Origin of the sequence: Escherichia sp. E14V7 (assembly GCF_004212225.1) — a bacterium.
Lineage (GTDB): Bacteria > Pseudomonadota > Gammaproteobacteria > Enterobacterales > Enterobacteriaceae > Escherichia.
The window spans coordinates 77,635-97,183 of the sequence record NZ_RHJJ01000007.1 but is presented as its reverse complement, the minus strand read 5'-3'; the positions used below and the strand labels follow the sequence as shown (position 1 = coordinate 97,183).

At 53.5% G+C, this 19,549-nt stretch carries 15 protein-coding genes; 10 read left to right on the top strand and 5 right to left on the bottom strand.

All coding sequences use genetic code 11. The annotated features are described in order from the left end of the window. Positions 1–168 precede the first annotated feature (168 nt). The 4 genes from araD (at position 169) to rluA (ending at position 7,031) form a co-directional block, all read left to right on the top strand. Positions 169–864, top strand: coding sequence for an L-ribulose-5-phosphate 4-epimerase (gene araD / locus D9741_RS09180; RefSeq protein ID WP_000888658.1), 696 nt, complete (start codon positions 169–171; stop codon positions 862–864). Between the two features lie 74 nt (positions 865–938). Further along, on the top strand, positions 939–3,290 hold the full coding sequence (gene polB / locus D9741_RS09175; protein ID WP_130217448.1) for a DNA polymerase II: 2,352 nt from the start codon (positions 939–941) through the stop codon (positions 3,288–3,290). Positions 3,291–3,453: 163 nt separating this feature from the next. Continuing rightward, on the top strand, positions 3,454–6,360 hold the full coding sequence (gene rapA / locus D9741_RS09170; protein WP_130217450.1) for an RNA polymerase-associated protein RapA: 2,907 nt from the start codon (positions 3,454–3,456) through the stop codon (positions 6,358–6,360). Positions 6,361–6,371: 11 nt separating this feature from the next. Continuing rightward, on the top strand, positions 6,372–7,031 hold the full coding sequence (rluA, locus tag D9741_RS09165) for a bifunctional tRNA pseudouridine(32) synthase/23S rRNA pseudouridine(746) synthase RluA (protein ID WP_000525176.1): 660 nt from the start codon (positions 6,372–6,374) through the stop codon (positions 7,029–7,031). A gap of 117 nt (positions 7,032–7,148) precedes the next feature. Here the strand turns inward: rluA and djlA are convergent, their stop codons facing one another. After that, positions 7,149–7,964, bottom strand: coding sequence for a co-chaperone DjlA (djlA, locus tag D9741_RS09160; protein WP_130204881.1), 816 nt, complete (start codon positions 7,962–7,964; stop codon positions 7,149–7,151). 254 nt (positions 7,965–8,218) lie between these two features. Between djlA and lptD the strand changes: the two genes are divergently transcribed. From lptD to apaH, 6 genes are read left to right on the top strand one after another with little or no spacing between them, the layout of a single operon-like run. After that, positions 8,219–10,576, top strand: coding sequence for an LPS assembly protein LptD (gene lptD / locus D9741_RS09155; RefSeq protein WP_130217452.1), 2,358 nt, complete (start codon positions 8,219–8,221; stop codon positions 10,574–10,576). Between the two features lie 52 nt (positions 10,577–10,628). Beyond that, positions 10,629–11,915 (top strand): peptidylprolyl isomerase SurA, encoded by a 1,287-nt coding sequence (surA, locus tag D9741_RS09150; RefSeq protein ID WP_130217454.1) that lies wholly within the window; start codon positions 10,629–10,631, stop codon positions 11,913–11,915. Next, complete coding sequence (pdxA, locus tag D9741_RS09145) at positions 11,915–12,904, top strand: 4-hydroxythreonine-4-phosphate dehydrogenase PdxA (protein WP_130217456.1); 990 nt, start codon at positions 11,915–11,917, stop codon at positions 12,902–12,904. Before surA ends, pdxA begins: the two co-directional genes overlap by 1 nt. Beyond that, positions 12,901–13,722: a 16S rRNA (adenine(1518)-N(6)/adenine(1519)-N(6))-dimethyltransferase RsmA gene (gene rsmA / locus D9741_RS09140; protein WP_001065381.1), complete on the top strand. Its 822-nt coding sequence runs from the start codon at positions 12,901–12,903 to the stop codon at positions 13,720–13,722. Before pdxA ends, rsmA begins: the two co-directional genes overlap by 4 nt. Positions 13,723–13,724: 2 nt before the next feature. Further along, positions 13,725–14,102 carry a Co2+/Mg2+ efflux protein ApaG gene (gene apaG / locus D9741_RS09135; RefSeq protein WP_130204873.1) on the top strand — a complete coding sequence of 126 codons (378 nt, stop codon included), beginning with the start codon at positions 13,725–13,727 and terminating at the stop codon, positions 14,100–14,102. 6 nt (positions 14,103–14,108) lie between these two features. After that, a complete protein-coding gene (gene apaH, locus D9741_RS09130; protein WP_130217458.1) occupies positions 14,109–14,951 on the top strand; it encodes a bis(5'-nucleosyl)-tetraphosphatase (symmetrical) ApaH in 843 nt (280 codons plus the stop codon). Between the two features lie 77 nt (positions 14,952–15,028). On the opposite strand, the gene folA is transcribed toward apaH, so the two are convergent. The 4 genes from folA to D9741_RS09110 all read right to left on the bottom strand — a co-directional run bounded on the left by folA (position 15,029) and on the right by D9741_RS09110 (position 19,527). Further along, complete coding sequence (gene folA, locus D9741_RS09125; RefSeq protein WP_130217460.1) at positions 15,029–15,508, bottom strand: type 3 dihydrofolate reductase; 480 nt, start codon at positions 15,506–15,508, stop codon at positions 15,029–15,031. Between the two features lie 191 nt (positions 15,509–15,699). Continuing rightward, positions 15,700–17,562: a glutathione-regulated potassium-efflux system protein KefC gene (kefC, locus tag D9741_RS09120; RefSeq protein ID WP_130217462.1), complete on the bottom strand. Its 1,863-nt coding sequence runs from the start codon at positions 17,560–17,562 to the stop codon at positions 15,700–15,702. Further along, the gene (kefF, locus tag D9741_RS09115; protein WP_130217464.1) at positions 17,555–18,085 is read right to left on the bottom strand and encodes a glutathione-regulated potassium-efflux system oxidoreductase KefF; all 531 of its coding nucleotides are present in this window, start codon (positions 18,083–18,085) and stop codon (positions 17,555–17,557) included. Before kefF ends, kefC begins: the two co-directional genes overlap by 8 nt. 110 nt (positions 18,086–18,195) lie before the next feature. Continuing rightward, positions 18,196–19,527, bottom strand: a complete 1,332-nt coding sequence (locus D9741_RS09110) for an MFS transporter (RefSeq protein ID WP_130204863.1) — start codon at positions 19,525–19,527, stop codon at positions 18,196–18,198. Positions 19,528–19,549 lie beyond the last annotated feature (22 nt).

Here is a 19,549-nt window from a genome sequence, read left to right as displayed (position 1 = left end):
GACGCTGGCGCGTCTTATCAGGCCTACACGCTGCGATTTTGTAGGCCGGATAAGCAACGCGCATCCGGCATTCAGCGCCTGATGCGACGCTGGCGCGTCTTATCAGGCCTACACGCTGCGATTTTGTAGACCGGATAAGCAAAGCGCATCCGGCACGAAGGAGTCAACATGTTAGAAGATCTCAAACGCCAGGTTTTAGAAGCCAACCTGGCGCTCCCAAAACACAACCTGGTCACTCTGACCTGGGGCAACGTCAGCGCCGTTGATCGCGAGCGCGGCGTCTTTGTAATCAAACCTTCCGGCGTCGATTACAGCATCATGACCGCTGACGATATGGTCGTGGTCAGCATCGAAACCGGTGAAGTGGTTGAAGGTACGAAAAAGCCCTCCTCCGACACGCCAACTCACCGACTGCTCTATCAGGCATTTCCGTCCATTGGCGGTATTGTGCACACGCACTCCCGCCATGCCACCATCTGGGCGCAGGCGGGTCAGTCGATTCCAGCAACCGGCACCACTCACGCCGACTATTTCTACGGCACCATTCCCTGCACTCGCAAAATGACCGACGCAGAAATCAACGGCGAATATGAGTGGGAAACCGGTAACGTCATCGTTGAAACCTTTGAAAAACAGGGTATCGATGCGGCGCAAATGCCTGGCGTACTGGTCCATTCTCACGGTCCGTTTGCGTGGGGTAAAAACGCCGAAGATGCGGTGCACAATGCCATCGTGCTGGAAGAGGTCGCTTATATGGGGATTTTCTGCCGCCAGCTGGCCCCGCAGCTCCCTGATATGCAGCAAACCTTGCTGGATAAACACTATCTGCGTAAGCATGGTGCAAAGGCGTATTACGGGCAGTAATGACTGTATAAAACCACAGCCAGTCAAACGAAACCAGGCTATACTCAAGCCTGGTTTTTTATTGGATTTTCAGCGTGGCGCAGGCAGGTTTTATCTTAACCCGACACTGGCGGGATACCCCTCAAGGGACCGAAGTTTCTTTCTGGCTGGCAACGGACAACGGGCCGTTGCACGTTACGCTTGCGCCGCAAGAATCCGTGGCGTTTATTCCCGCCGATCAGGTTCTCCGCGCTCAGCATATTCTGCAGGGTGAACAAGGCTTTCGCCTGACGCCGCTGGCGTTAAAGGATTTTCACCGTCAGCCGGTGTATGGCCTTTACTGTCGCGCCCATCGCCAGTTGATGAATTACGAAAAGCGCCTGCGTGAAGGTGGCGTTACCGTCTACGAGGCTGATGTGCGCCCGCCAGAACGCTATCTGATGGAGCGTTTTATCACCGCTCCAGTGTGGGTCGAGGGAGATATGCGCAATGGCGCTATCGTTAATGCTCGCCTGAAACCGCATCCCGACTATCGTCCGCCGCTCAAGTGGGTTTCTATTGATATTGAAACCACCCGCCACGGTGAGCTCTACTGCATCGGCCTGGAAGGTTGCGGGCAGCGCATCGTTTATATGCTGGGGCCAGAGAATGGCGACGCCTCCGCGCTCGATTTTGAACTGGAATACGTCGCCAGCCGCCCGCAGCTGTTGGAAAAACTTAACGCCTGGTTTGCAAACCACGATCCCGATGTGATCATCGGCTGGAACGTGGTGCAGTTCGATCTGCGAATGCTGCAAAAACATGCCGAGCGTTACCGTATTCCACTGCGTCTGGGGCGCGATAACAGCGAGCTGGAGTGGCGCGAGCACGGCTTTAAAGACGGCGTCTTTTTCGCCCAGGCCAAAGGTCGGCTAATTATCGACGGTATCGAGGCGCTGAAATCCGCGTTCTGGAATTTCTCTTCATTCTCACTGGAAACTGTCGCTCAGGAGCTATTAGGCGAAGGAAAATCTATCGATAACCCGTGGGATCGGATGGACGAAATTGACCGCCGTTTCGCCGAAGATAAGCCCGCACTGGCGACTTATAACCTGAAAGATTGCGAGCTGGTGACGCAGATTTTCCATAAAACTGAAATCATGCCGTTTTTGCTCGAACGAGCGACGGTGAACGGCCTGCCGGTGGATCGGCACGGGGGGTCGGTGGCGGCGTTTGGTCATCTCTATTTTCCCCGTATGCACCGCGCTGGTTATGTCGCGCCTAATCTCGGCGAAGTGCCGCCACACGCCAGCCCTGGCGGCTACGTGATGGATTCGCGGCCAGGGCTTTATGATTCGGTGCTGGTGCTGGACTACAAAAGCCTGTACCCGTCGATCATCCGCACCTTTCTGATTGATCCCGTCGGGCTGGTGGAAGGCATGGCGCAGCCTGATCCAGAGCACAGCACCGAAGGTTTTCTCGATGCCTGGTTCTCGCGGGAAAAACATTGCCTGCCGGAGATTGTGACTAACATCTGGCACGGGCGCGATGAAGCCAAACGTCAGGGCAACAAGCCGCTGTCGCAGGCGCTGAAGATCATCATGAATGCCTTTTATGGCGTGCTTGGCACCACTGCCTGCCGCTTCTTCGATCCGCGCCTGGCGTCATCGATCACCATGCGTGGTCATCAGATCATGCGGCAAACCAAAGCATTGATTGAAGCGCAGGGCTACGACGTGATCTACGGCGATACAGACTCAACGTTTGTTTGGCTGAAAGGCGCACATTCGGAAGAAGAGGCGGCAAAAATCGGTCGTGCACTGGTGCAGCACGTTAACGCCTGGTGGGCGGAAACGTTGCAAAAACAACGGCTGACCAGCGCGCTGGAACTGGAGTATGAAACCCATTACTGCCGTTTTCTGATGCCAACCATTCGCGGAGCCGATACCGGCAGTAAAAAGCGTTATGCCGGACTGATTCAGGAGGGTGACAAACAGCGGATGGTGTTTAAAGGGCTGGAAACCGTGCGCACCGACTGGACGCCGCTGGCCCAGCAGTTTCAGCAGGAACTTTACCTGCGCATCTTCCGCAACGAGCCATATCAGGAATACGTACGCGAAACCATCGACAAACTGATGGCGGGTGAACTGGATGCCCAACTGGTTTACCGTAAACGGCTGCGCCGTCCGCTGAGCGAATATCAGCGTAATGTACCGCCACATGTACGCGCTGCACGCCTTGCCGATGAAGAAAACCAAACTCGCGGTCGCCCCTTGCAATACCAGAACCGTGGCACCATTAAGTACGTATGGACCACCAACGGCCCGGAGCCGCTGGACTATCAACGTTCACCGCTGGATTACGAACACTATCTGACCCGCCAGCTTCAGCCAGTGGCGGAAGGAATACTCCCCTTTATTGAGGATAATTTTGCTACACTTATGACCGGGCAACTTGGGCTATTTTGAGCAAAAAAAGAGTTCGTCAGATACCATTTTGATGCGTGACGAATGCCTTGCCATCCAGTACCATAGCGCCCTTTCCATTCCTGGACCTGAATAACACCACTACCACATTAGCCTGGTAGCGGGTAGTTATTGCCTGCAATTAAAGATATAGAGCCAAACACATATGCCTTTTACACTTGGTCAACGCTGGATCAGCGATACAGAAAGCGAATTAGGACTTGGAACCGTTGTCGCGGTGGATGCGCGAACTGTCACATTACTTTTCCCATCTACTGGTGAAAACCGTCTGTACGCACGCAGTGATTCCCCCGTGACCCGCGTGATGTTCAACCCTGGTGATACCATTACCAGCCATGACGGCTGGCAGATGCAAGTCGAAGAAGTAAAAGAAGAAAATGGCTTGCTGACCTATATCGGTACTCGCCTGGATAATGAAGAGTCCGGCGTTGCCCTGCGTGAAGTTTTCCTTGATAGCAAACTGGTGTTCAGCAAACCGCAGGACCGCCTGTTTGCCGGGCAGATTGACCGTATGGACCGCTTTGCGCTGCGTTATCGCGCGCGTAAGTATTCCAGCGAACAGTTCCGTATGCCGTACAGCGGCCTGCGCGGTCAGCGTACCAGTCTGATCCCGCACCAGCTCAACATCGCTCATGATGTTGGTCGCCGCCACGCGCCGCGCGTTCTGCTGGCTGACGAAGTGGGTTTAGGGAAAACCATTGAAGCCGGGATGATCCTGCATCAGCAGTTGCTCTCTGGCGCTGCTGAACGTGTGCTGATTATCGTACCGGAAACTTTACAGCATCAGTGGCTGGTGGAAATGCTGCGCCGTTTCAACCTGCGCTTTGCGCTGTTTGATGATGAGCGTTATGCCGAAGCTCAGCACGATGCTTACAACCCGTTCGATACCGAACAGCTGGTGATTTGCTCGCTGGATTTTGCCCGTCGTAGCAAACAGCGTCTGGAACACCTCTGTGAAGCCGAGTGGGATCTGCTGGTGGTCGATGAAGCGCATCACCTGGTGTGGAGCGAAGACGCGCCGAGCCGTGAATATCAGGCTATTGAACAACTGGCAGAGCACGTGCCGGGCGTTCTGCTGCTGACCGCAACCCCGGAACAGCTGGGAATGGAAAGCCACTTCGCCCGTCTGCGTCTGCTGGACCCGAACCGTTTCCACGATTTCGCGCAGTTCGTTGAAGAGCAGAAAAATTATCGTCCGGTTGCGGACGCCGTTGCCATGCTGCTGGCAGGTAACAAACTGAGCAATGACGAACTGAACATGCTCGGTGAGATGATCGGCGAGCAGGATATTGAGCCGCTGTTGCAAGCAGCAAACAGCGACAGCGAAGATGCACAGAGCGCCCGTCAGGAACTGGTTTCGATGCTGATGGATCGCCACGGCACCAGCCGCGTGCTGTTCCGTAACACGCGTAACGGTGTGAAAGGCTTCCCGAAACGCGAGCTGCACACTATTAAGCTGCCGCTGCCGACGCAGTATCAGACGGCTATTAAAGTGTCCGGCATTATGGGCGCACGTAAAAGTGCGGAAGACCGCGCCCGCGATATGCTCTACCCGGAGCGTATTTATCAGGAATTTGAAGGTGATAACGCCACCTGGTGGAACTTCGATCCGCGCGTTGAATGGCTGATGGGCTACCTGACCAGCCATCGTTCTCAGAAAGTGCTGGTGATCTGCGCCAAAGCTGCCACTGCGCTGCAACTGGAGCAAGTACTGCGCGAACGTGAAGGTATTCGCGCCGCGGTGTTCCACGAAGGCATGTCGATTATCGAACGTGACCGCGCTGCCGCCTGGTTCGCCGAAGAAGACACCGGCGCGCAGGTACTGCTGTGCTCGGAAATCGGTTCTGAAGGACGTAACTTCCAGTTCGCCAGCCACATGGTAATGTTCGATCTGCCGTTCAACCCGGATCTGCTGGAGCAGCGTATTGGTCGTCTGGATCGTATCGGTCAGGCGCACGATATTCAGATCCATGTGCCATATCTGGAAAAAACCGCTCAGTCAGTACTGGTGCGCTGGTATCACGAAGGTCTGGATGCGTTCGAGCACACCTGCCCGACCGGACGCACTATTTACGATAGCGTATACAACGATCTGATTAACTATCTGGCTTCACCGGATCAAACCGAAGGCTTTGACGATCTGATCAAAAACTGCCGCGAGCAGCATGAAGCGCTGAAAGCACAGCTGGAACAGGGTCGTGACCGCCTGCTGGAAATCCATTCCAACGGTGGTGAAAAAGCCCAGGCACTGGCAGAAAGCATTGAAGAGCAGGATGACGATACCAACCTGATCGCCTTCGCCATGAACCTGTTCGATATCATCGGTATCAATCAGGACGATCGCGGCGACAACATGATCGTGCTGACGCCGTCCGATCATATGCTGGTGCCGGACTTCCCTGGCCTGTCGGAAGACGGTATTACCATCACCTTCGACCGTGAAGTGGCGCTGGCGCGTGAAGATGCACAGTTTATTACCTGGGAGCATCCGCTCATCCGCAACGGTCTGGATCTGATCCTCTCTGGCGATACTGGTAGCAGCACGATTTCACTGTTGAAAAACAAAGCATTGCCGGTAGGTACACTATTGGTAGAGCTGATTTACGTGGTTGAAGCCCAAGCGCCGAAGCAGTTGCAGCTTAACCGCTTCCTGCCGCCGACACCGGTACGTATGCTGCTGGATAAAAACGGCAACAACCTGGCGGCGCAGGTGGAGTTTGAAACCTTTAACCGTCAGCTTAACGCGGTTAACCGTCACACCGGCAGCAAACTGGTTAACGCCGTGCAGCAGGATGTTCACGCTATCCTCCAGTTGGGTGAAGCGCAGATCGAGAAATCTGCCCGTGCATTGATTGATGCAGCGCGTAACGAAGCCGACGAAAAACTGTCTGCCGAGCTGTCTCGTCTGGAAGCGCTGCGCGCAGTGAACCCGAACATTCGTGACGACGAACTGACCGCCATTGAGAGCAACCGTCAGCAGGTAATGGAAAGCCTGGATCAGGCAGGCTGGCGTCTGGATGCCCTGCGTTTGATCGTTGTAACGCATCAGTAACGGAGCCGAAAATGGGGATGGAAAACTACAATCCACCGCAGGAACCCTGGTTGGTTATCCTGTATCAGGATGACCACATTATGGTGGTCAACAAGCCGAGCGGTTTGTTGTCTGTGCCGGGTCGTCTGGAAGAGCACAAAGACAGCGTGATGACGCGCATTCAGCGTGATTATCCGCAGGCAGAATCGGTGCATCGTCTGGATATGGCTACCAGCGGGGTGATTGTAGTGGCGCTGACCAAAGCCGCGGAGCGGGAGTTAAAACGCCAGTTCCGCGAGCGCGAGCCGAAAAAGCAGTATGTGGCCCGCGTCTGGGGGCATCCATCCCCCGCAGAAGGTCTGGTGGATCTACCGCTGATTTGCGACTGGCCAAACCGCCCGAAACAGAAAGTCTGTTACGAAACGGGCAAGCCTGCGCAGACGGAATATGAAGTGGTGGAGTATGCTGCGGATAACACGGCAAGAGTGGTGTTAAAACCGATTACCGGGCGTTCGCATCAGTTGCGTGTGCATATGCTGGCGCTGGGTCATCCGATTCTCGGCGATCGTTTTTATGCATCACCAGAAGCGAGAGCAATGGCACCGCGTTTGTTGCTACATGCAGAGATGTTGACGATTACCCATCCGGCGTATGGCAATAGTATGACGTTTAAAGCGCCAGCGGATTTTTAATCGTCACGCTGGCGAAGTTCGGTAGGCCGGAGAAGGCGTTCACGCCGCATCCGGCAATTTTGCGCCGATTGCCTGATGCGACGCGGGCCGCGTCTTATCAGGCCTACACTTTGAAACTTATTTAAATCCTTTCTGCTGCTTAATCAGCTCATACGCCTGCTGAATTTCCTGCGCTTTTTGCTTCGCCATCTCCATCATCTCAGGCGGCAAACCTTTCGCCACCAGCTTATCCGGATGGTGTTCACTCATCAGCTTACGGTAGGCGCGTTTAATGGTGGTCGCCTCATCCGTTGGCTTCACGCCCAGCACATTACAGGCATCTTCCAGCGTCGGGCCACGCTGCGCTTGCTGCCAGTTACCACCGCCGGACTGCTGCTGATAACCGCCGCCAAACTGTGCACCGCCCTGCATCATGCGCAGAAACTGATCAAACTGGGCGCGGGAGATCCCTAATTCTTCAGCAATGACATACAGCACCGCTCGCTCATTCGGATGCAGCGAACCATCAGCAAATGCCGCCTGAATCTGGATCTCCAGAAACATGCGAATTAAATCAAAACGCCCGAAGCAGACACTGCGGAACTGACGCATCTTTTCGCGCAGTGGGTAATTGTCTGATTTTCCCACCCGGAACGCATTTTGTGCCGCAGTACGGGAAGCACCATGAAGATTCATTCGCTCCATCAGCTGGCTGGCGATATGAATATCAGCCTCGGTAACGCGACCTTTGGATTTGGTTAAATGCCCCATCACTTCAAAAGTGGTGGCAAAAAACAGCGCCTGACGCTCGCGCTGGTTGGCGAACCACGCCATCTTGCGGCTACGGGCTTTATCAAACATATGGCCAATTAACAGGCCTAACACAACGCCCCAAAAGCCGCCGCCCATCAGTAAGGCCACGGCCACGCCAATGATTTTTCCCCAATACTGCATATATTCCCCAAATGGACTTACGGAAACCAGCGCTATCTCCCACAATATAAAGGTGCTTTTACCGTTTTCCGGCTGCGGTCAATTGTGGGACATCGCCTATAATTTGCATTATCATACCTGTCATTCAATGCCGTGCCTAACACCACAGACGCTATTCGGACAGGATTAACACTAGCGTAGAGATGACGAGTACGTTAGTCTCTGACCGTTTGTCACGCGCAACGTTACCGATGATGGAACAATAAAATCAACGTATGAAAAAACGTATCCCCACTCTCCTGGCCACCATGATTGCCACCGCCCTTTATAGTCAACAGGGACTGGCAGCCGACCTCGCCTCACAGTGCATGTTGGGCGTGCCAAGCTATGACCGTCCTCTGGTACAGGGCGATACCAATGACCTACCCGTGACGATTAATGCTGACCATGCAAAGGGGAACTACCCCGATGACGCCGTGTTTAGCGGCAGCGTGGATATCATGCAGGGTAACAGCCGTCTGCAGGCCGATGAAGTACAGCTTCATCAAAAAGAGGCGCCAGGACAACCGGAGCCGATACGTACCGTCGATGCGCTCGGTAATGTCCATTACGACGATAACCAGGTGATCCTCAAAGGGCCAAAAGGCTGGACGAATCTGAACACCAAAGACACCAACGTCTGGGAAGGTGATTATCAGATGGTGGGGCGTCAGGGGCGCGGTAAAGCAGACCTGATGAAACAGCGTGGCGAAAACCGCTACACCATTCTGGATAACGGTTCTTTTACCTCCTGTCTGCCAGGTTCTGATACCTGGAGCGTGGTGGGTAGCGAAATTATTCATGACCGCGAAGAACAAGTCGCGGAGATCTGGAACGCCCGTTTTAAAGTGGGTCCGGTTCCGATCTTTTACAGCCCCTATTTACAGTTGCCGGTGGGTGACAAACGCCGTTCTGGTTTCTTGATCCCGAACGCCAAGTACACCACCACCAACTACTTTGAGTTCTACCTGCCGTATTACTGGAACATTGCGCCAAATATGGATGCCACCATCACGCCGCATTATATGCATCGTCGTGGCAACATTATGTGGGAAAACGAATTCCGTTATCTCACCCAGGCCGGCGCAGGCTTGATGGAACTGGACTATCTGCCTTCAGATAAAGTCTATGAAGATGAACATCCAGAAGATAGTAATTCACGCCGTTGGTTGTTCTACTGGCAACACTCCGGAGTGATGGACCAGGTTTGGCGCTTTAACATCGACTACACCAAAGTCAGCGACCCGACCTATTTCAATGATTTTGATAATAAATATGGTTCCAGTACCGATGGTTACGCTACGCAAAAATTCAGCGTGGGCTATGCGGTGCAGAACTTTGATGCCACGCTTTCGACTAAACAATTCCAGGTTTTTGATGATACCAGTGGCAACAGCTATGCCGCTGAACCACAGTTAGACGTCAACTACTACCATAACGATCTCGGCCCGTTTGATACCCGAGTTTATGGTCAGGCTGTGCATTTTGTTAATACAAACAGCAATATGCCGGAGGCTACTCGCGTTCATCTGGAGCCGACGATCAACCTGCCGTTATCTAACACCTGGGGCAGTATCAATACCGAAGCGAAGCTGCTGGCTACCCATTATCAGCAGACCAATCTCGACTGGTATAACAGCAACCCACAAAACAATAAGTTGGCAGATTCTGTTAACCGCGTAATGCCGCAATTTAAAGTTGACGGCAAAATGGTCTTCGAACGTGATATGGAAATGCTGGCGCCGGGTTACACCCAGACGCTGGAGCCGCGCGCACAATACCTGTATGTGCCGTATCGCGATCAGAGCGACATCTATAACTATGACTCCTCATTGCTGCAATCCGACTACTCGGGCCTGTTCCGGGACCGGACTTATGGCGGTCTTGACCGTATTGCTTCCGCGAACCAGGTCACGACCGGTATCACAACTCGCGTATATGATGATGCAGCCGTTGAACGTTTTAATATTTCCGTTGGTCAAATCTACTATTTCACGGAGTCTCGCACTGGCGATGACAACATAACATGGGAGAATGACGACAAAACGGGCTCACTGGTATGGGCAGGCGATACCTACTGGCGCATCTCCGAACGCTGGGGATTGCGTGGCGGCATTCAGTACGATACTCGTCTGGATAACGTAGCCACCAGCAACACCAGCATTGAATACCGTCGGGATGAAGACCGTCTGGTACAGCTGAACTACCGCTACGCCAGCCCGGAATATATTCAGGCTACACTGCCTAAATACTATTCCACTGCCGAGCAGTATAAGAATGGCATTTCGCAGGTGGGTGCAGTCGCTAGCTGGCCAATCGCCGATCGTTGGTCGATTGTCGGGGCGTACTATTACGACACCAACGCGAACAAGCAAGCCGACTCAATGTTAGGTGTGCAATACAGCTCCTGCTGCTATGCGATTCGCGTCGGTTATGAGCGTAAGCTGAACGGTTGGGATAACGATAAACAACATGCGATATATGACAACGCAATCGGCTTTAACATCGAACTTCGTGGCCTGAGTTCCAACTACGGTCTGGGTACGCAAGAGATGCTGCGTTCGAACATTCTGCCGTATCAAAACTCTTTGTGATTTGTTGATTTACCACGTAATCCGCAGTGCGGTTAATTGAAATGGAAAAAGTATGAAGAACTGGAAAACGCTGCTTCTCGGTATCGCCATGATTGCGAATACCAGTTTCGCTGCCCCCCAGGTAGTCGATAAAGTCGCAGCCGTCGTCAATAACGGCGTCGTGCTGGAAAGCGACGTTGATGGATTAATGCAGTCGGTAAAAATGAACGCTGCCCAGGCAAGGCAGCAACTTCCTGATGACGCTACGCTGCGCCACCAAATCATGGAACGTTTGATCATGGATCAAATCCTCCTGCAGATGGGGCAGAAAATGGGAGTTAAAATCTCCGATGAGCAGCTTGATCAGGCGATTGCCAACATTGCCAAACAGAACAACATGACGCTGGATCAGATGCGCAGCCGTCTGGCTTACGATGGTCTGAACTACAACACCTATCGTAATCAGATCCGCAAAGAGATGATTATCTCGGAAGTGCGCAACAACGAAGTGCGTCGTCGCATCACTATCCTGCCACAGGAAGTTGAAGCTCTGGCGCAGCAAGTCGGTAATCAAAATGATGCCAGCACTGAACTGAACTTAAGCCACATCCTGATCCCGCTGCCGGAAAACCCGTCTTCTGAACAGGTGAATGAGGCGGAAAGCCAGGCGCGTGCCATTGTCGATCAGGCGCGTAACGGCGCTGATTTCGGTAAGCTGGCGATTGCTCATTCTGCCGACCAGCAGGCGCTGAACGGCGGCCAGATGGGCTGGGGTCGCATTCAGGAGCTGCCGGGGATCTTCGCCCAGGCATTAAGCACCGCGAAGAAAGGCGACATTGTTGGCCCAATTCGTTCCGGTGTTGGCTTCCACATTCTGAAAGTTAACGACCTGCGCGGCGAAAGCAAAAATATCTCGGTGACCGAAGTTCATGCTCGCCATATTCTGCTGAAACCGTCGCCTATCATGACTGACGAACAGGCCCGCGTGAAACTGGAACAAATTGCTGCGGATATCAAGAGCGGTAAAACCACATTTGCTGCCGCAGCAAAAGAGTTCTCTCAGGATCCTGGCTCTGCAAATCAGGGCGGCGATCTCGGCTGGGCTACGCCAGATATTTTCGATCCAGCCTTCCGTGATGCGTTGACCCGCCTGAACAAAGGTCAAATGAGTGCACCGGTTCACTCTTCATTCGGCTGGCATTTAATCGAACTGCTGGACACCCGTAACGTCGATAAAACCGATGCGGCGCAAAAAGATCGTGCATACCGCATGCTGATGAACCGTAAGTTCTCGGAAGAAGCAGCAAGCTGGATGCAGGAACAACGCGCCAGCGCTTATGTGAAAATTTTGAGCAACTAATGGTTAAACCCCAACGTGTTGTGATCACTCCCGGCGAACCCGCCGGGATTGGCCCGGACTTAGTTGTCCAGCTTGCACAACGAGAGTGGCCGGTAGAACTGGTTGTTTGTGCCGATGCCACTCTCCTTACCGACCGGGCAGCGATGCTCGGTTTACCGCTTAACCTCCGCCCTTATTCCCCCGACTCCCCTGCGCAACCGCAATCTGCGGGAACGCTGACGCTACTTCCCATTGCACTACGTGTACCTGCCACTGCGGGACAATTAGCAGTTGAGAATGGGCATTATGTGGTGGAGACGCTGGCACGCGCGTGCGATGGTTGCCTGAAAGGTGAATTTGCCGCGCTGATTACAGGTCCGGTGCATAAAGGCGTTATCAACGACGCAGGCATTCCGTTTACCGGTCATACCGAGTTTTTTGAAGAACGCTCGCAGGCGAAAAAAGTGGTGATGATGCTGGCAACCGAAGAACTTCGCGTGGCGCTGGCAACAACGCATTTACCGCTGCGCGATATTGCTGACGCCATCACCCCTGCGCTTCTGCACGAAGTGATTGCTATTTTGCATCACGATTTGCGAACCAAATTTGGTATTGCCGAACCGCGCATTCTGGTCTGTGGCCTGAATCCGCACGCGGGCGAAGGCGGTCATATGGGCACGGAAGAGATAGACACCATTATTCCGGTGCTCGACGAGCTGCGGGCGCAGGGGATGAAACTCAACGGGCCGCTGCCTGCCGATACCCTGTTTCAGCCGAAATATCTCGATAACGCCGACGCCGTGCTGGCGATGTACCACGATCAGGGTCTTCCCGTGCTAAAATACCAGGGCTTCGGGCGCGGTGTGAACATTACGCTGGGCCTGCCCTTTATTCGCACATCAGTGGACCACGGCACCGCGCTTGAACTGGCGGGACGTGGCAAAGCCGATGTCGGCAGTTTTATTACGGCGCTTAATCTCGCCATCAAAATGATTGTTAATACCCAATGAATAATCGAGTCCACCAGGGCCATTTAGCCCGTAAACGCTTCGGGCAAAACTTTCTCAACGATCAGTTCGTGATCGACAGTATTGTTTCTGCCATTAACCCGCAAAAGGGCCAGGCAATGGTCGAAATCGGCCCCGGTCTGGCAGCTTTAACCGAACCGGTTGGCGAACGACTGGACCAGCTGACAGTCATCGAACTTGACCGTGATCTGGCAGCGCGCCTGCAAACGCATCCATTCTTAGGCCCGAAACTGACGATTTATCAACAGGATGCGATGACCTTCAACTTCGGTGAACTGGCAGAGAAAATGGGCCAGCCGCTGCGTGTTTTCGGCAACCTGCCGTATAACATCTCCACACCGTTGATGTTCCATCTGTTTAGCTATACTGATGCCATTGCCGACATGCACTTTATGTTGCAAAAAGAGGTGGTGAATCGTCTGGTTGCAGGACCGAACAGCAAGGCGTATGGTCGATTAAGCGTCATGGCGCAATACTATTGCAACGTGATCCCGGTGCTGGAAGTGCCGCCATCAGCCTTTACACCACCACCCAAAGTGGATTCCGCCGTCGTACGCCTGGTTCCTCATGCAACGATGCCTCACCCGGTTAAAGATGTTCGCGTGCTGAGTCGTATCACCACTGAAGCCTTTAACCAGCGTCGTAAAACCATTCGTAACAGCCTCGGCAACCTGTTTAGCGTCGAGGTGTTAACGGGAATGGGGATCGACCCGGCGATGCGAGCGGAAAATATCTCTGTCGCGCAATATTGCCAGATGGCGAACTATCTGGCGGAGAACGCGCCTTTGCAGGAGAGTTAACGATGATCAATTCGCCCCGAGTGTGTATTCAGGTTCAAAGCGTCTACATTGAGGCACAATCTTCACCTGATAATGAACGTTACGTTTTTTCTTATACCGTAACCATACGCAACCTGGGGCGAGCGCCAGTGCAGTTGTTGGGGCGTTACTGGCTGATCACTAACGGCAATGGCCGTGAAACAGAAGTCCAGGGCGAAGGTGTGGTGGGCGTCCAACCGCATATCGCGCCTGGCGAAGAGTACCAGTATACCAGCGGCGCGATTATCGAAACGCCGCTGGGCACCATGCAGGGTCACTACGAAATGATTGATGAGAACGGCGTTCCCTTTATCATCGACATTCCCGTATTCCGACTCGCCGTTCCAATATTCATTCATTAAAAAACTATGGCGACATACCTTATTGGCGATGTTCATGGCTGTTACGATGAACTGATCGCATTGCTGCATAAAGTGGAATTTACCCCTGGGAAAGATACTCTCTGGCTGACGGGCGATCTGGTTGCGCGCGGTCCTGGTTCGCTTGATGTACTGCGCTATGTGAAATCCTTAGGCGACAGCGTACGTCTGGTGCTGGGCAATCACGATCTGCATCTGCTGGCCGTGTTTTCAGGCATAAGCCGCAACAAACCCAAAGATCGTCTCACGCCGCTACTGGAAGCGCCTGATGCCGATGAACTGCTTAACTGGCTACGTCGTCAGCCTTTGTTGCAAATCGATGAAGAGAAAAAGCTGGTGATGGCCCACGCGGGGATCACGCCGCAGTGGGACTTACCGACCGCGAAAGAGTGCGCACGTGACGTAGAAGCGGTACTGTCAAGCGACTCTTACCCTTTCTTCCTCGATGCCATGTACGGCGATATGCCGAACAACTGGTCACCAGATTTGCGTGGTCTGGCGCGATTACGTTTTATCACCAACGCCTTTACCCGTATGCGCTTTTGCTTTCCAAACGGTCAACTGGATATGTACAGCAAAGAATCGCCGGAAGAAGCCCCTGCCCCGCTGAAACCGTGGTTTGCGATTCCTGGTCCCGTCGCTGAAGAGTACAGCATCGCTTTTGGTCACTGGGCATCGCTGGAAGGCAAAGGTACGCCAGAAGGTATTTACGCGCTGGATACCGGCTGCTGCTGGGGTGGTACATTAACCTGCCTGCGCTGGGAAGATAAACAGTATTTTGTCCAGCCGTCGAACAGACATAAGGATATGGGCGAAGCGGCGGCGTCTTAAACACAGCCTGATACAGGAAGGCCGGATAAGACGCGACCGGCGTCACATCCGGCACTAACCGTAAATTCTATACAAACTTACCGCCGCTCCAGAATCTCAAAGCAATAACTATGAGAGTTCTGCGCATCAGCGTCGTGGAATTCGCTGAATACCGATTCCCAGTCATCCGGCTCGTAATCCGGGAAATGGGTGTCGCCTTCCACTTCTGCGTCGATATGCGTCAGATACAGTTTTTGCGCTTTTGGCAGGAACTGCTCATAAACGCGACCGCCGCCAATCACCATGATTTCTGGTACGTCACCACACGCCGCGATGGCTTCATCAACCGACTTCACCCACGTCACGCGATCGTCCGTGCCAGGCTTGCTGCTGATGATAATGTTTTTGCGCCCCGGCAGCGGGCGGCCAATCGATTCCCAGGTATGGCGGCCCATAACTACGGGTTTATTTAAGGTGTTGCGTTTAAACCAGGCGAGATCGGCAGGCAGATTCCACGGCATGGCGTTTTCCATGCCGATAACGCGATCTACCGCTAGCGCCGCAATCAAACTGATCATTGAAATTTCCCGATAAAAAAAAATTGTCGTCACTATACGTAAAGCGTAAACCTTCGTCGACTGGCGAGAGGATGATGTTGAGGAAAATTTTTATTTTGCTGGCGAGTCCATAATCTGTTCGTGGACTCGCCGCAATACAATGAAATAAAAACAAATAGTTAGCTGTAAAGCGTGATTTACGTCACTCTTTATTAGGATAAGGGTTTCGTTTCCGGTTCATCCGCCATATTACCGGTATGTTTCCCCTCTTCGGTTCCCTGCCAGCCATGCCGTTGGGTGAGTGACAGATGTTCCCGGTCCTCGGTGATGATCTCGCTTAACATCGCGCTGGTGCGTTTATAGACCGCCGCGCGGGCTTTGGTATCGTTTTCGCCCATTGCCATCTCTTCCACCATTTCAATATTAAAGCGGCGGAACACATCGGCGCGTTCTCGCGCTTCATACGGCCCCAGACCTAAACTTTCCAGTGCCAGACGCCCGGTTTTCAGCGCACCTTCAAAGGTTTCACGCTCCGGCTTTTCAACGCCTGCCTGACGCAAACGAATGTAGTGGTCGACATCACGGGCGCGGGCAATAATCTGCAAATGCGGGAAATGTTCTTTCACCATCTCCGTCAGTTGCAGGTTGGTTTGCGGATCGTCGATGGCGTTAATCAGCACTTCCGCTTTCGCCGCACCCGCAGATTCCAGTAAATCCATCCGCGTGGCATCGCCATAAAACACTTTCATGCCGAATTTACGCAGCGTTTCGATATGGTCCGGGTCGTGATCGAGCACCACCATTTTCACCCCGCTGGAGAGCAATAAACGTCCGGTGATCTGCCCAAAACGACCGAATCCGGCGATAATCACGCGCGGCTGTTCTTCGTCGATCTCATCGGCTTCACGCGCTTCCTCAGTAGAAGATTGCTCAAGGCGATTGAGGATCACCAGCAGAATCGGCGTTGCTGCCATCGACAGCGCCACCGCCAGGGTCAGCGATTTCGCCCACTCTGGCTCCAGCACATTCGCCATCTGCGCCGCACCAAATACCACAAAGGCAAACTCACTGCCCTGCCCTAATAACACCGCAAACCAGCGACGCTGTTTATTTGGCACCTGCAACGGTCGGGCAATCAGCCACAGCATGGCGATTTTGATGATGAGGAAACCAAGCAGCAAAATAACAATGCGCAACGGATTTTCAAGCAGCGTGCCAAAGTCTATCGACATGCCAACGCCGATGAAAAACAGCCCCAGTAGCAAACCTTTAAATGGTTCGATATCGCTTTCCAGCGCATGACGATATTCTGAGCTTGCCAGCAGTACGCCCGCCAGAAACGCGCCCATCGCCATCGACAAGCCAACCTCTTCCAGCAGCAAACCAAAGCCAAACACGAGGAATAACGCCACGGCGCTGAACACTTCCCGCAAGCCAGAGCGGGCAACAAAACGCAGCGCCGGACGCGTGACATAGCGCCCCAGCAATACCACCAGCACCAGCGCGCCCGCTACTTTTAACGCCGACAGGGCAAATGCGCCCATCGTCGTCGAGGCACTGCTCGCCGCCAGTAGCGGGATCATCGCCACCAGCGGGATCGCCGCGATATCCTGGAACAGCAGAACCGCGAAGGCACTGCGGCCCATCTGCGTCATCATCAGATTGCGTTCATTCATCGCCTGCATGGCAATTGCCGTAGAAGAGAGCGCCAGCGTCATGCCGATCAGTTCCGCTACCTGCCAGCGTAGCCCAAGTAACATGCAGAACAGCCCCAGCAGGCCGCCGCAAATCACCATCTGCAATGCGCCACCGCCGAACACCGCCGCACGCAGCTTCCACAGCCTTTGTGGATCGAGTTCGAGGCCGATAATAAACAACATCAGCACCACGCCGATTTCAGCAAAGTGCAGAATAGATTCGGCATCGGTCACCAGTCGCAGCCCCCACGGGCCAATAATACAACCCGCGATCAGGTAGCCAAGTACCGATCCCAGACCGAGGCGTACCGCAATGGGGACAATCAGCGCCGCCGAACCGAGATAAATCAGCGCCTGAATCAGCGTATGGCTATCCATGATGTGCCTCCTGCCATTCCAGCAGACGTTGCTTATAGTGGCGCGCCTGCCCTTCGAGGGTTTCGTCGTCACAAATAAAGGTGCAGTGCATGGCAAACGGTGGCAGCCAGTTCAGCCCGCAGTAGATTGCCGTCGCCTGTAGCGGCTGCGCCAGCACATCAAAGCCCGGATGCGCACCAATCTCAAAATGGCTTTCCCCGCCGCCGGTCGTTACCGCCCACAGCAAATGTTTACCATGCAGCGCCGTGCCGCCATGACCGTAAGCCCAGCCGTGGGAGAAGACTTTATCGATCCAAAGTTTAAGGAGCGGTGGAATGCTGTACCACTGCATCGGGTGCTGCCAGACGATCAGATCGGCGCGAGACAGCGCCTCCTGCTCGGCGGCGATATCGATATTGAAGTCAGGATAGAGTTGATAAAGAGAGCGAATTTCGACGCCTTCCAGCGTCCTTGCCTGTTCAAGCATCCGTTTATTCGCATGGGAATGATGCGGATACGGATGCGCATAAATTATGAGGATCATAGTTATTAGCCCGCGTGTTTACGCCTTTGTTTTCCCACAAAGTGTAGTCATATATTCACGCGGCTTATAGTCAATAATATTGATTCAGAAAAGAGAGAAATCTGAATAAATTACCCCGCTCGCTGCCTGCGAATCGTCATATTGCTGGTCTGCGCCAGTGACATCCCACGTGTTTCCGGGGCAAACGCTACGGAAATCAACAAGCCAAATAGCGAGATCCCCGCCCCCATCAGCATGGTGCTACTGATGCCGTAATTATTGATAAAGATTGGCAGCGCCCAGGTCGAAACAATGGTGCCAATACGGCTTAATGACATAATCACGCCCACGGCTGAAGCCCGAATATCCGTCGGGAAGAGTTCATTAGGATAGAGCCACTGTAAATTACCCGGCCCACCGGAGAAAAAGGCATACACCGCAAAGGCCATGACCACCAGCCAGATCCCCATATCCGGGATCAGCCCCAAAACCGCCAGCGCCAACGTCATCATGGCAAAGCTGCCAATCAACAATGGACGCCGTCCGGCAGTGTTTAACCACAGCATCGGCGGAATACAGCCGAGCATAAAGAACAGGCTAATCACCACATTCCCCAGCGCCGCGTTTTTGCCAACACCCAATCCCAACAAACCAACGATTTGCGGGCCAAAGGTGTAAATAGCGAACATGGGGATCACCTGGCAGGTCCAGATGGCGGCAACAAACAGAACAAAAGGAAAATGGCGGCGATTAAACAGATCGCGAAAACGGGTTTGCTGCGGCTGCTCTTCCTCGAAAGCCACCGGTTCGCCAAACAGTTTGATCATCATCTCTTCGCACTCTTTCACTCGCCCTTTGCGTAACAACCAGCGGGGAGATTCAGGCAGTTCGAATCGACCAATCAAAATCAACAAACAAGGGATCGCCGCGCTACCCAGCATCCAGCGCCAGCCGCCTTCCACATCATAAAGCCAGTAGCCAACCAGATCGGCGCAGGTCGCGCCGACATACCACATCGCGGCGATAAAGCTGATGGAAAACGCCCGCTGACGGGTACTGGAGAACTCGGTGATCATTGAGGTGGCGATGGGATAATCTGCACCGATGACAATGCCGATAAGTACCCGCATCACCAGCAGTTCGACGGGGGATGAGACAAACATCGTCGCCACCGATATCACGCCGATGGCGATGATATCAATGAGGAACATTTTGCGCCGTCCGACTTTATCGGAGATATAGCCAAACAGCGATGTGCCAACGAACAGCCCGGCGAGCGTTCCCGCGCCCAGCAAGCCAATCCAGTCAGCGTCCAGTTTCAGCGCCGGAGTCAGTTGCTCCAGTGCCACGCCAATCATTACCAGTACATAACCATCCAGAAACGGACCACCGCTTCCCCACAGCAAAATGCGGCGGTGAATAGAGGAAAATTTAAGATCGTCAAAGTTTCTGGACGGTTGCATGGGTTATTCCTGTTTTTTTGCA